This is a genomic window from Methanobrevibacter woesei (assembly GCF_003111605.1).
Taxonomy (GTDB): domain Archaea; phylum Methanobacteriota; class Methanobacteria; order Methanobacteriales; family Methanobacteriaceae; genus Methanocatella; species Methanocatella woesei.
The window spans coordinates 361,751-374,442 of sequence record NZ_MZGU01000004.1; the positions used below are offsets into that span (position 1 = coordinate 361,751).

Annotated in this window: 12 protein-coding genes; 8 read left to right on the forward strand and 4 right to left on the reverse strand. The window is 29.6% G+C overall.

The window, feature by feature from the left end:
* Position 1 precedes the first annotated feature (1 nt).
* Together MBBWO_RS04320 and MBBWO_RS04325 are read left to right on the forward strand one after the other, a co-directional pair.
* Positions 2–1,114 (forward strand): hypothetical protein, encoded by a 1,113-nt coding sequence (locus tag MBBWO_RS04320; protein ID WP_243408465.1) that lies wholly within the window; start codon positions 2–4, stop codon positions 1,112–1,114.
* Positions 1,115–1,834 carry a metal-dependent hydrolase gene (locus MBBWO_RS04325; RefSeq protein ID WP_116669649.1) on the forward strand — a complete coding sequence of 240 codons (720 nt, stop codon included), beginning with the start codon at positions 1,115–1,117 and terminating at the stop codon, positions 1,832–1,834.
* Here MBBWO_RS04325 and rqcH read toward each other — a convergent pair.
* Complete coding sequence (gene rqcH / locus MBBWO_RS04330; RefSeq protein ID WP_116669650.1) at positions 1,831–3,831, reverse strand: ribosome rescue protein RqcH; 2,001 nt, start codon at positions 3,829–3,831, stop codon at positions 1,831–1,833. The two genes, MBBWO_RS04325 and rqcH, sit on opposite strands and share 4 nt — an antisense overlap.
* A gap of 91 nt (positions 3,832–3,922) precedes the next feature.
* On the opposite strand from rqcH, the gene MBBWO_RS04335 reads away from it, so the two are divergent.
* Entirely contained in the window at positions 3,923–4,201 is a 279-nt protein-coding gene (locus MBBWO_RS04335) for an EMC6-like membrane protein (RefSeq protein ID WP_116669651.1), read from the forward strand.
* Between the two features lie 14 nt (positions 4,202–4,215).
* Here MBBWO_RS04335 and MBBWO_RS04340 read toward each other — a convergent pair whose 3' ends face one another.
* Positions 4,216–6,030: a DUF2070 family protein gene (locus MBBWO_RS04340; protein ID WP_116669652.1), complete on the reverse strand. Its 1,815-nt coding sequence runs from the start codon at positions 6,028–6,030 to the stop codon at positions 4,216–4,218.
* A gap of 160 nt (positions 6,031–6,190) precedes the next feature.
* Between MBBWO_RS04340 and MBBWO_RS04345 the strand changes: the two genes are divergently transcribed.
* The 3 genes from MBBWO_RS04345 (at position 6,191) to MBBWO_RS04355 (ending at position 8,316) form a co-directional block, all read left to right on the forward strand.
* Complete coding sequence (locus MBBWO_RS04345) at positions 6,191–6,721, forward strand: FumA C-terminus/TtdB family hydratase beta subunit (protein ID WP_116669653.1); 531 nt, start codon at positions 6,191–6,193, stop codon at positions 6,719–6,721.
* A gap of 120 nt (positions 6,722–6,841) precedes the next feature.
* Positions 6,842–7,168 carry a hypothetical protein gene (locus tag MBBWO_RS04350; protein ID WP_116669654.1) on the forward strand — a complete coding sequence of 109 codons (327 nt, stop codon included), beginning with the start codon at positions 6,842–6,844 and terminating at the stop codon, positions 7,166–7,168.
* Between the two features lie 2 nt (positions 7,169–7,170).
* Positions 7,171–8,316 carry a TIGR03576 family pyridoxal phosphate-dependent enzyme gene (locus tag MBBWO_RS04355; RefSeq protein ID WP_116669655.1) on the forward strand — a complete coding sequence of 382 codons (1,146 nt, stop codon included), beginning with the start codon at positions 7,171–7,173 and terminating at the stop codon, positions 8,314–8,316.
* Here the strand turns inward: MBBWO_RS04355 and MBBWO_RS04360 are convergent.
* Both MBBWO_RS04360 and MBBWO_RS04365 read right to left on the reverse strand, forming a co-directional pair.
* Positions 8,313–9,230 (reverse strand): biotin--[acetyl-CoA-carboxylase] ligase, encoded by a 918-nt coding sequence (locus MBBWO_RS04360; RefSeq protein ID WP_116669656.1) that lies wholly within the window; start codon positions 9,228–9,230, stop codon positions 8,313–8,315. The genes MBBWO_RS04355 and MBBWO_RS04360 overlap by 4 nt on opposite strands.
* Positions 9,231–9,245: 15 nt before the next feature.
* On the reverse strand, positions 9,246–10,739 hold the full coding sequence (locus MBBWO_RS04365; protein WP_116669657.1) for an acetyl-CoA carboxylase biotin carboxylase subunit: 1,494 nt from the start codon (positions 10,737–10,739) through the stop codon (positions 9,246–9,248).
* Positions 10,740–10,809: 70 nt separating this feature from the next.
* Between MBBWO_RS04365 and MBBWO_RS04370 the strand changes: the two genes are divergently transcribed.
* Together MBBWO_RS04370 and MBBWO_RS04375 are read left to right on the forward strand one after the other, a co-directional pair.
* Complete coding sequence (locus tag MBBWO_RS04370) at positions 10,810–11,433, forward strand: METTL5 family protein (protein ID WP_116669658.1); 624 nt, start codon at positions 10,810–10,812, stop codon at positions 11,431–11,433.
* Between the two features lie 206 nt (positions 11,434–11,639).
* On the forward strand, positions 11,640–12,467 hold the full coding sequence (locus tag MBBWO_RS04375) for a putative RNA uridine N3 methyltransferase (RefSeq protein WP_116669659.1): 828 nt from the start codon (positions 11,640–11,642) through the stop codon (positions 12,465–12,467).
* Positions 12,468–12,692: the final 225 nt, after the last annotated feature.

Genomic DNA, 12,692 nt, shown 5'->3' on the forward strand with positions numbered 1-12,692 from the left:
AATGGTTAAATTAATTTCAGGGTTTGTATTATTTATACTAGGTGTAGTTCTTGTATATGAAGCAAATTTATATCATTTACAAGACTTCTTATTGGTTATAGGATTTATTTTAGCAATTTGTGGTATTTTATTGATTTTAAATTATTTTATTGATAATTCTGCAGATAAAACTGGTCGTGTAATCAAAGAAATCATTGACAAATCTCAGGATTACAGAAAAGATAACAAATCTGAAGATGATCCATCAAAACCTTTAAAAGTCCGTCAGGAATTTAATGACTACAATGACTTTAATGAGGATTATGGTGAAGAAATAGATTTAAACAGTAATTATTTCGAGACTTCAGATGATAGCTATAATGAAGATTTGTTCAGTACAAAATCTGAGTTTGATAATAAACTTAAATTCACTCCTAACTATGATAAACCTTTAAAAATTACTAGAAAACCTAAAAAACGTGCTAATCAGATGATGGATGAAATTCCATTGTCTTTTGATTATTCTCAAGACAAATCTGAAGAGATTAAAAAGGCTTTAGAAGTTGATGATTCTCCAGTTTATGAGCCATTATCACAGGAAGTCTCTAAACCGGCTCCATCTTTATCTAGAGATATTAAAATTGATATTAATAATCCTGAATCTCTTCCAATTCCTAAATCTTTACAAAGTTTCATTGTTTCAAATAATGGAATTATTACTGTTGAGGATGCATTTGAACATTTAATTTCAAATGTTAATAAGGAGGTTATTCTTCAAATTCCTAGTTTAAACACATTATCTGATAGGGTTTTATCTCATATTCCAACCATTTACTCTAGAGTTTTAATTGAAGATATTGATGTTTCTGATATATCTTATATTATATTGATTTCATCCCTTCTTAAACAAGGAGTTCATATTAAGACTATTCCTAAAGTTAATAGTATTAATTTAATTGTAGACGATTCTAATGCTTTAATTGTTTCTGATGGTTCAAATGTACAGTATGGTGCTCTTTACTCTGATAGAAATGGTGTTTCTCAGATTAGATCAACATTTGATAAAATATGGGCGTTTGCTAGTGATCTTGATGAAAATGTTATTTTGAGTTATTTAAATAAAGAAGGTGTTTAAATGGAGATTAGATGGTTAGGTCATTCAGCTTTTGAGATTATAACTGATGAAAATGTTAAAATATTGATTGATCCATTTATTAGTAACAATCCTACTTGTCCTGTGCCTGTTGAAGAGTTAAAACCAGATATTATTCTTGTTACTCATGGACATGCAGATCATCTTGGAGATGCAATGGAAATTTCTAATTTAACTCAAGCTCCAATAGCTGGAACTCATGAATTATCCTTATTTTTATCAAAACAAGGAATTAGAAATATTTCTCTTAATCTAGGTGGTTCTTTTGTATTTAGAGATATTAAATTTACAATGTTAGAAGCAAAACACTCTGCTGATATTGATATTGTTGAAGAAACTGCACCTGGTGGTATTGCATGTGGATTTTTAATAACCTTCAGTGATGGAACTAAAATTTATCATGCTGGAGATACTGGATTATTTGGTGATATGAAAACTATTATTGGTGAAATTTACAAGCCGGATATTGTTTTAGTGCCAATTGGTGATAAATTTACTATGGGTCCTTTTGAAGCAGCTCTTGCAACAAGATGGATGAATCCTAAAGTAGTTATTCCAATGCATTATAATACTTTTCCACCAATAGAACAAGACCCATTAATTTTTGCTAATTTTGTAAGTCAATTAAATCCTAATATTGATGTGGTAATTTTAAATCCTGATGAATATTTTAAATATGAAAATGAGAATTATAAAGATTAATTCTCATATTTTTTTCTTTGATGATATTCAGTGTCAATATCACATTTTCCAGAAGGTAAAACCCTTATTACATCATCTAGTGTTAATAAGTCATTTTCATTTATTTTATGTAATACTTTTTTAGCTATTGCTTCTTTTTTTGTATATCCTGGTTTTAAGACAACATAATTTTCACAATGTGCTTCTAAAGCATCTACGGGTCCTGCCATTATTCTTTTTCCTTCATAATCCACAATTCCAATAGCTATTTGAACTTTTGCACTTCTTATGTAATGGCGGTTTCCTCTTATTACAAAAGATCCTTTTGGTAAAAATTCTCCTGCTTCTGGAGTTTTTGATACTTGCTCTGGATGGACCCAAAATACGTCCTGTGTTGAGAAACCTTTTGACCAAGCAGATGAAAATGATGCTGCAAAACTAGCTGATTCTTTTAGAGTATTTTCATTTACTTCATTACCTTCTAGTTTAATAGCAATTGATGTTGCACCATGTATATCTGCATGTAAATAAATATCATTATTGTCTAAATATTTTTTTACAACACTTTCATTGGTGTTTGCATCACGCCCTCCAATTACAAGAATGTTATCTGAGGATATGAACCATCTTAATTTTTCATACCATTTCAAATTCTTTTTAACTCTCTTTTTAGGAACTGAAATGTTCTCCATTGCAATGTCCTTTTTAGCTTTAATCTTTTCAAGCTGTTTTTTAGTATTTTCAATAGCTATTAATGCACCTTTTATTTTTCTTTTAGCTTTTTTAGCTTTTTCATAGTATATTTCAGCATTTTCAGGAATTGTTAACTTTGGATTTATATTTATGCTTGTATCATCTATTTTTAAGGTTAAATTGCCTAATTTGTCAATTGATTCGTAAGTTTCTGCTTCTTTTAATCCATCTTTTTTAGCTTTTTTCAAAGTTTTGCCAATTTCTTTAAAAGAGTAGTCCTTACTTCTTGCTTGGTTTACAACATTTGCTAAGTTTTCAATTATTGTGTAATTAGAATAGATTACTTCTCCTTTATTTTGACATGTTTCAATTGTCTCTTCAAAATTAGCAACTGTTTCTTCTTGTAAATGCAATCTTTTTTCAAACTTATTTACTTTTTTATTCCAAGCTGCTTCTTTGATGTTTTTAATATCACTGTTTACTTTTTTAGAGTAGAATTCATCACAAGCTTCATCAAAGGTTTCATAAGTTTCCTTTTCAAAATCTTTGTATTGGATTAAATCTATAGGTACAACATCTTCTTTTTCACCTTTGACAATTTGAGGGGTGTAATTTTCATTTGTTAATTCATCAAAAATAGATTTGAGTCCTTTGTATAAACTGTTAACTTCTTTTTCATTTAATTCACTTGCAGGTGTATTTTTATCAATATCCTCAAATTCATTTGCCCTTAAAATAATTTCTTCAGCATATAAACTTCCAAGACCATTGGTAGCTAGTGTACGTACAATATCACTATCTGAATTTGCAAATAATTCTTTTAATTCATCCTCAGTAATTGTAATTGGGTTGATTCCTCTTTCACTTGGAAATATGTACTCTCTTTTAGAGCTAATATCTCTTGTACTCCAGTGTTTCCTTTTTAATGGTAGAATAATATTATTTTCATCATCTAAAAGGATTATATTTCCTTTATCAAATAATTCAACAATTATTGTGTAAAATTTATCTTTTTTCACTTTAATTTCAACAACACGATCAAAATTATGTTGGGTTACACTTACAACATTTGCCCCTTTTAATCTTTTTCTTAGAAGCATTGGAAAAGTTGGAGGATTAGTAGGATTTTCTAAGGGGTATTGGCTTGTATGTATACGTTTTCCACATTGCATTACTAAATCCACCCTTCCTTTTCCAGCAACATGGAATCTCATAACAACAATATCATTGGTAGGTTGAAAAGATTTATCTACCCTAGCACCTGTTAATAATTTATTTAATTCATCGCTTATTGTGAAAACATCTACATTGGACATTGATTTCATTCTAACACCTATCTTACTAATAAATTTAAATACTATTATCTTAATATAGTTTTATTGAATACATTTTTTTAATTAACTTTGGAGGATTTTAATGGACACTACTGTTAAAGTTACAAGCATTCATGTAATATTTGGTATTGTGGCTGCAGCTATTTCATTTATCTTTTCCACTGGTTGGATTGGGTTTAAAAATGATGTTTTTGCAGGAATTTTGCCTTTTATAATTTTATACTTTGTAGGCCAATTTACTCAAAAATTATTTGGTGATGAAGTAAGTGGATTCTCCCAATGGTTGTGGGATGGAATTTTACCATTTGGATTCATGTGGATTATTGCATTCACAGTTCTTTATAATTACATTCCATTTTAATTAACTTATTTTATTTAAGTATAAAAAATCCAAATTATTACAATTATTATTGCAGATATAAAAAGTACAGGAGCTATAATTTTACTAACAGCAACTATTGAACTAATGGTTGAAATTAATTCTGTTGAATTGGTTGGACCAAAAGTCTTTAAGTTCTCTATTTTTTCAGTTCCTGTTCCAACTTCTACTTCTTCTAAATCATCAATAGCTTTTATAACACTTTCTTTTATATATTCAGTGATTTCAGGTCTTTTTGTTAAACCAATAGGGTTGTATCCTCTTGAAATAGTATTTACTGAATGAGTATCTGTAGTCATTACTTCTACTTCATCAATACCTAGTTCTTTTACAGTATCTATTATTTCTGCTCTAAATCCTATTTCCATATTATTTGAATCAAATAGGATATATGCAGTTTTTTGATTTGCAACTTCTATAACCATTGTTTTTATTCCACTTTCTCCAACACCTTCATTTTTACCTAAATCATTCATTGGATTTTCATAACATCCTACTTTTATGTCATAGTATTCATTCTCAAGATCTATTTTATCAATAGCTGTAATTATCTCGAATACTTCATCATTTCCAGGTAAAACTCCTCCACTTTCTGGAGTGAATGAATTATGGCAATCAACAATTATAGAATCTTGAACCTTACATCTACTTTTACTTTGAGTCATCATTGTAAGACCCACACCAAATTCAATGTCATCACTTCCCTCAGGTGCAAAAGTAGATAAAATAACCATTCCCTTATTGAAGAATTGAACACCAATATTTGCTTTTTCTTCTTTATATCTTTTGAATAAAGTTGCTTTAGGGGAGTATTCCACTTTTTCAAGGCCTGTTTTTATTGCACTTTCAATTTTATCAAGTTCACGGGTAGCAACTGGATTAAAATCATGTGTTGAAGGACCATGTGCTATCATTGTAAAGTGATTAAAACGTTCTGCCAATATTGTAGGCATGTTTGAACCACCAATATCTCCTAAAGGACCTGGATGTACTGAAGGACTAACAAATAATGATTTTATTCCTTTTTTAGTTCTAAAACTTATGAAAGTTACAACAGTACTAATTGGTTCTCCCATGTTGTCAAATAAGGATTCTAAAGATTTTGATCCTTCATTCATATGTGCAATAAATAAGCTTAATAAATCAAGAATTCCAATTCCTAGATTTTTCTTCATTGGGGATTCTACTACTGTAATAAATGAATAAATAGCTAAAATAAAGATTACGCTTCCTACAATTACTTTTAGTATCATTGAACCTAAACTGGAATCTATAATTGGACTGTATGATGAAAAGTAAGACACTAAAACATACATAGCTAAAATTAACAATGGCTGGATAGTACCAATCATTGCAGACCTTCTAAAACTTATTTTTGTAACACTCCAGAGTATTAATGTGTTTAATCCAAAAATTAAGACACATCCAAAAAGTAAACAGTTTATGAATACATTAGCGTGGAATAGTGCTCCAATTATAGTACCTATGATTAGTATAGCAGAAATAAATGTCATTGAAAGTAGTGAAAGAAACATTGAATGTTTTGTTTTAAGGTTAATTCCATGCAAAGAATCAATTCCACGTTGATCAATTCCTCCACTTATTATTGAACTAATTCCAAGAACTCCAAATCCAAAAGAACCACCATATAATATTTTTTCTATTATTCCATAAGGATATTCATTTCCAATGAGAAAAATCAATGCTCCACTTATGAAACTTATGAAAATAATAGTTAAAATGGAGTTTTTTGTTTTAGGGAGGGTTGTTATATATTTAGATAACCCTGCTACACTGCTCATACTTGACATTTTTAATCCTCTTTAAAATTTAGCCATTAAATTTATTAAATCTATAAATTCTAATAATATAGTATAATTTTAATTTTTTAGAATTTTATATTTTATTATATTAATCTTATTTAGAGTTTATATTAATATAAGTATTAATAAATATTTAATAGGTGAATTTATGATAAATTTAGAAGTTCCTGTTAAAGATATGGATTTAACTAAGTTGAAAGCAGGGGATGTAATTAGTTTAACTGGTAATATATTAACTGCAAGAGACCAAGCTCATAAAAGAATTCTTGAGCAAGGTGCTCCTTGTGATATTGAAGGAGCAGCTATTTTTCATGCAGGTCCTATTATAACTAATAAAGGAAGCGAAGATGACCCTGAATATGAAATTGTTGCAGTAGGTCCAACAACATCTATGAGAATGAATCCTTATCAAAAAGATGTAATAGCTCTTGGTCCTAAAATTGTCATTGGAAAAGGAGGTATGGATGATACTGTAAGAGAAGCTTTAAAAGAACATAATGCAATTTATGTTGTAGCTACTGGTGGTTGTGCCGCATTATATGTTGATGCAGTTGAAAAAATTGAAAGTGTGGACTGGTTAGACTTAGGAATGCCTGAAGCTATGTGGAATCTTAAAGTTGACTCCTTTGGACCTTTAATAGTAGCTATGGATAGTCATGGTAATAGTTTATATGATTAAATCCAGTTTTTAATTAGTATTCTTTTCAAATCAAATGGATTATTTTATATACTATACATAAAATAATTATTTTTATAATTCATTTTCTATTTTTAGAAAATTATTCGGGAAGTGTTATTGATGGCAGATGATATTAATGAAGTTGCTGCTAAAAAATTAAAATCAAGAGTAAGAAAAATTAAAAAAGTTAACAAAAGTGAAGAAGAAAAAGAAAAATTCTTTGATCAATTAGGTGTTTCTGTTGAAATTTACATGCCTAATAGAAAACCTGAAGAAGTTAGTGATAGCTTAATCTTTTGGACTACTCCTGAAGGTAAAATTGTAGATGCAGAATTCTCTTATGAAGAACCTGAAAATGAAAAATTTGCTCAAGTTCCAGTTGATGTAAAAGACTTAAAAGCATTTGTTGAAGCATTTAAAGACTTTAAATTAGAGTTAGATGAATAACTATGATAGTAAATAATTCTTTAGATGAAGTTAAGAAAAGAGAAAATGCTTTATCAGTTATTAAAGGCATCGTTGAAAATAAAGGTCGTGACCATTTATTTGATTTAACTGGACTTGCTGGTGGATTCATTGCTTCCAAAGATGAATTAAGTCTTCTTGAAACATACATTGGTCCAGCAGTTTTCGAAGAGGATTTACAAAAAGTCGGTATTGAACATATGGGTGGAGAAAAAATATTTCCACTTAACAGAACTTCCTCTGGTATTCTAGCTACTATTTTAGCTTTGGTGGAGGAAGACAGCTATGTTGTTCATTATCTTCCAAAATTACCTGCCCATCCATCAATTCCTAGAAGTTGTAATTTAGTTAATGCAAACTATTTGGAATTTGATGATTTTGAAGAGTTTTATATACCTGAAAACACTTCATTAGTTGTAGTTACTGGCTCTACAATGGATCTTCAAGTTATTGATGAAGAAAAATTCAAAAAGGTTATTGATGCAGCTCATAGTCAGAATATACCAGTTCTTGTTGATGATGCTTCTGGAGCTCGTCTTAGAACTGTTATTTTTAATCAGAAAAAGGCTTGTGATTTAGGGGCTGATATTGCAATTACCAGTACTGATAAATTAATGCCAGGTCCTAGAGGAGGATTAATGGCTGGTCGTGAAGAATTAGTTAATAAAATTAAGGCTAAAGCTAATCAATTTGGTTTGGAAGCCCAACCCCCTTCTGTACTAGCTATGCTCAATGGTTTAAAAGCATTTAATGGTGATGCATTAATTGATAGCTTTTCTAGAAAAGATGAGCTTTATGATTTGTTAAGTAAGGATTATGATATTTTTGAAAAAACTCCTAATGGAGTAATGTTAAGTCCTGAAAAATTAGCCAGTTATTTAGACACTGATTTATGCGATTCTGATTTATCATTTATCTTATCAATGATTCTTTTAAAAGAAGAGGGAATTATTACTATTCCTGCTGTATCTATGCCTGGAGCTTCTGCAACTATCAGATTTGATTTATCTACTCAGGATGCAGTAAAATTAGAATTAAATCAACTAATTAATAAAATAAATTCTTCTTTTGACATGCTAAAAGAAGTAATAAAAAATAAAGAAAAGTGTAAAGAGATTGTATTTAATTAATTTTTAATAATACATTCTCCTGATACTACTTTTTCTAATGTTCCATCTATTTTTTCAACTATTAATGCGCCTTCTTTGTTTATACCAGTAACATATCCATCGTAGGTTTTATTATATGGTTTTCTAACTTCAACAATTTTACCGATGGTATATGAACGTTTTCTCCATTGATTTAATACGTTTTCATATTCTCCATCAATGAAAAGTTTACATATTTTTTCAAATTCTTCTAAAAATGTTCTTATAATGTCATTTTCATCGAATTCTTTTCCAGTGATTACTTTGAGGGAGGTTATTTTTCCTTGAAGGTCATCAGAGAAATCACTTAAATCTAGATTGACATCAAGACCTACACCAACAATAATACTTTCAATTGTGTTGAATTTAGCAATAGCTTCGGTTAGAATACCAGATACTTTTTCACCATTAATTAAGACATCATTTGGCCATTTAATTTCAACATCTTCAATACCTAATCTTTCTAAAGTTTTTGCAACAGCTACACCAGTAGCTAAGGTAATCATTGGAAGTTTTGAGTAGTCTATGCGTGGATTTAAAATGATAGATAACCAAACTCCTCCAAGTGGTGAATCCCATGGTTTTCCAGATCTTCCTTTTGCATTTGTCTGTTTTTCAGAAATTATAACAGTACCATCAGAGACTTTATTTTCAGCAAAGAATTTAGCTACTGTGTTAGTTGACATTACTTCTTTGAAAATGTATATCTCTTTTCCAATAAAGGAAGTATTTAAATCTTTAGTGATTTTTTCTTTTTGGATATGTTCGGTTTTTTCTTCACCTAATTCTTTAACATTATCAAAGAATTTATGAATATCTAATTGGGATAATTCTTTTAAAGATTCTTTAGATAATATTCCTTCTTTTTCTAAAAGTTTACTTATTTCATCGCGCATTGGAATATCTCCAGATTATTTTTTAGCCATTTGTTGATTTTTAGCACTATTTAAGTAGGAACCAACAGCACTTGAAATTGCAGCTATTTTTTTAGCAGGCATGAATGTGGATTTAAGTTTATTTTCAATTTCTAAATCTCTTGCAATTACTTTTTCCATTTCTTCATCAATTCCTTTTTTATACATATCAATGAAGTGAGTGTTTAAATCTCCTTTGATAAAGTTAGGATTTCTGAGAATTGCTTTATGGAATGGTATTGTGGTTTTAACACCAAGAATAATATATTCACTTAATGCTCTTCTCATTCTAGCTATTGCATCATTCCTTGTTGCTCCCCATGTGATTAATTTAGAAATCATTGAATCATAGAATGTTGGAATGGTATAATTCATATATACTCCACTGTCTAAACGTACACCAGGTCCTCCAGGGGATCTGTAACCTGTAATTTTACCAGGGTTTGGTGCAAAGTCATTAAGTGGATTTTCAGCATTAATACGACATTCAATAGCATGACCAGAAACTTTAATATCACTTTGGTCATATTGGAGCTCTTGTCCATCAGCTATTTTTATTTGCTCTTTAATTAAATCAAGGTTAGTGACAACTTCAGTAATTGGATGTTCTACTTGAATACGAGTGTTCATTTCAAGGAAGTAATAATTTCCATCATCATATAAGAACTCAATAGTACCCGCACTAGTATATCCGATGTATTCAGCTGCTTTAACAGCACTCTCACCCATTCTTGCTCTAAGTTCTTCAGTCATAATTGGAGATGGAGCTTCTTCTAATAATTTTTGATGTCTTCTTTGGATAGAACATTCCCTATCTGCAGCATGAATTACATTTCCATGTTCATCTGCTAAAATTTGGAATTCAATATGGCGAGGTTTTTCAAGGTATTTTTCAATAAAAACAGTAGAATCTCCAAAGTTTGTAGAAGCAACAGATTGAGTTGATTCAATAGCACGTACAAGTTCATTTTCTTCATAAACTGCACGCATACCAATACCTCCACCACCTGCAGAAGCTTTTACAATTACTGGATAACCAATTTGTCTAGCTATCTCTTTAGCTTCTTCAATATCACTGACTCCTTCAGGTGTACCTTCAATTACAGGTACTCCTGCTTTTTTCATGAGATTTTTAGAAGTAATTTTATCTCCCATTTCATGGATAACTTTACCACTTGGCCCAATAAGTTTTATTCCATTTTTTTCACATTCTTCACCTAATTTAGGATTTTCAGCTAAAAATCCATAACCTGGGTGAATTGCATCAGCTCCAGATTCAAGAGCAATATCTATAATTTTATCTATATTTAAATAAGATTTAGCTGGGGAAGGATTACCTAATGGATAACTTTCATCAGCATATTTTGTGTATAAAGAGGTCGCATCAGCATCAGAATATATAGCTACACTTTCTACATCTAATTCACGACATGCACGCATAATTCTGATTGCTATTTCTCCTCTGTTTGCAATCAGTATTTTATTAAACATCTAAAACCTCGATAATTTTTATTTAACATTAGTATATATTATTATTAATATATTAAATGTTGTTGATTTTATGAAAAAAATAAGAAAGAAGAAACAGCTTGAAATGGCTATTCAATCTATTCCACCACATCCAAATCCAAAAGTTGAGTTGGAACAGTATTCTACACCAGCTATTATTGCTGCCGATTTATTGTGGAACGCTTATTCATTAGGAGATATTGAGAATTCAGAAATTATAGATTTGGGATGTGGTACTGGTATACTTTCTATAGGTTCTCTTTTATTGGGAGCAAAAAAAGTTACTGGTGTTGATATTGATGAGGATTCACTAGCTATTGCAAGATTGAATGGTGAAAATTTAAATATTGAATTAGTTTGTTGTGATATTTCAGATTTTAATTGCTCTGATAATTGTGATGTTGTTATTCAAAATCCTCCATTTGGATCTCAAAAAAAATCTGAAAGGGGTGTAGATTTAAAATTTATTGATAAGGCAAAAGAATGCTCACCAGGAGTTATTTATTCTTTTCATATGGCTTCAACTGAAAAGTTTATAATTGATTATTTTGAGAAATCCGGTTTTGTAGTTACTCATATTTTCAGATACAAATTTATTTTACCTAAAATTTATGATTTCCACACTAAAGAATCAAAAGAAGTGGATGTTATTGTCATACGTGCAGAAAATATTTAGCTAATTTCCTTTGAAAATCAATATATTTATATACTATGCAAACTATAGATTATAGTAATATATTCTATGAGTATAAATTTTGTAGTTTAAATTAAAGCTACGGATATTATAATTGATATAATATTTTCAAATGTATGAGTCGAATTAGTGGTAGCTATGTAAAATAGCACAATCTTTATATATGTTTTTTAACAAAAGTTATTCTAATGTATAAAGATGAGTTTTCTGTATTTATTCCAAATTCCTTTTTATCTGAATCTAAAGATATCAAGGTTCGTACCTACAAGGTAGGAATTATTGGTAGAGCTTTAGCAGTCTATCAGGTAAAAAATGTTGTTATTTATAACGATAATAAATTACCTGAAAATGAAGGAAAAGAGGATGCTGAATTTATTGCTGAAGTTTTGAATTATATGAATACTCCTCAATATTTGAGAAAAAGAGCATTCCCTATAAAACCAGAACTAAAGCATGTAGGTATTCTTCCTCCATTAAGGACTCCTCATCACCCAACTGATAAAAATCCGAAGGTTGATGATTTCAGATATGGTTTTACTGTAAAACGTAATAATAAAGGAACCTTTGTGGATATTGGTATGGATAAACTAGCTTTCTGCAAAGAGCAACTTACAGTTAATAAAATATTTAGCTTTAAGATTACTAAAATCGCTAAGAAAGAAGTAATAGTCACACCTGATGAACCAGATGACATTTACTGGGGGTATAATGTTATACTCTCTAATAAGAGTCTTAAAAATAGCTTAAAATTGATAAATCCAGATTTTGTTGTTGAAACTACAAGATATGGAGATTCTATTAATTCTATTTTTGACGAATTAAGATCTAAAGTTGAAGAATATAGAAATATTGCTATTTTGTTTGGTGGCCCATATTCTTCTATCGAGGATGATGTTTCAAGTTCTAATTGGGAAAGTATTAAGCTTAATACAATTCCGAATCAAGGAACTGAGACTGTCAGAACCGAGGAAGCAGTTGTTGCTACACTTTCTTTGTTTAACTTTATGAGATTTTAATTTAGATTATTATTTCTAATTTATATTCCACTATAAATTAGCTAATTTGCTCGACTTTTTATACATTGATAATTTTTGAGGCTCTTCTCAAAATTATGCGATGCAGAATGATTTATACATTGAAAAGACTCTTCTGAGCGCTTTAATTAAATTTAACTCATACGTAGAATATATTAAATTTAATGTTTATCTAGTTGTGATGAATATCGCAGCTATTTATTACTT

Bases quoted from the DNA above. Each gene is read 5' to 3' on its own strand.
- MBBWO_RS04355 (WP_116669655.1), top strand. From the start codon at position 7,171: ATGATAGTAAATAATTCTTTAGATGAAGTTAAGAAAAGAGAAAATGCT.
- MBBWO_RS04370 (WP_116669658.1), top strand. From the start codon at position 10,810: ATGAAAAAAATAAGAAAGAAGAAACAGCTTGAAATGGCTATTCAATCT.
- MBBWO_RS04325 (WP_116669649.1), top strand. From the start codon at position 1,115: ATGGAGATTAGATGGTTAGGTCATTCAGCTTTTGAGATTATAACTGAT.
- MBBWO_RS04365 (WP_116669657.1), bottom strand. From the start codon at position 10,739: ATGTTTAATAAAATACTGATTGCAAACAGAGGAGAAATAGCAATCAGA.
- MBBWO_RS04360 (WP_116669656.1), bottom strand. From the start codon at position 9,230: ATGCGCGATGAAATAAGTAAACTTTTAGAAAAAGAAGGAATATTATCT.
- MBBWO_RS04350 (WP_116669654.1), top strand. From the start codon at position 6,842: ATGGCAGATGATATTAATGAAGTTGCTGCTAAAAAATTAAAATCAAGA.
- MBBWO_RS04320 (WP_243408465.1), top strand. From the start codon at position 2: ATGGTTAAATTAATTTCAGGGTTTGTATTATTTATACTAGGTGTAGTT.
- MBBWO_RS04335 (WP_116669651.1), top strand. From the start codon at position 3,923: ATGGACACTACTGTTAAAGTTACAAGCATTCATGTAATATTTGGTATT.
- rqcH (WP_116669650.1), bottom strand. From the start codon at position 3,831: ATGAAATCAATGTCCAATGTAGATGTTTTCACAATAAGCGATGAATTA.
- MBBWO_RS04340 (WP_116669652.1), bottom strand. From the start codon at position 6,030: ATGTCAAGTATGAGCAGTGTAGCAGGGTTATCTAAATATATAACAACC.
- MBBWO_RS04345 (WP_116669653.1), top strand. From the start codon at position 6,191: ATGATAAATTTAGAAGTTCCTGTTAAAGATATGGATTTAACTAAGTTG.
- MBBWO_RS04375 (WP_116669659.1), top strand. From the start codon at position 11,640: ATGTATAAAGATGAGTTTTCTGTATTTATTCCAAATTCCTTTTTATCT.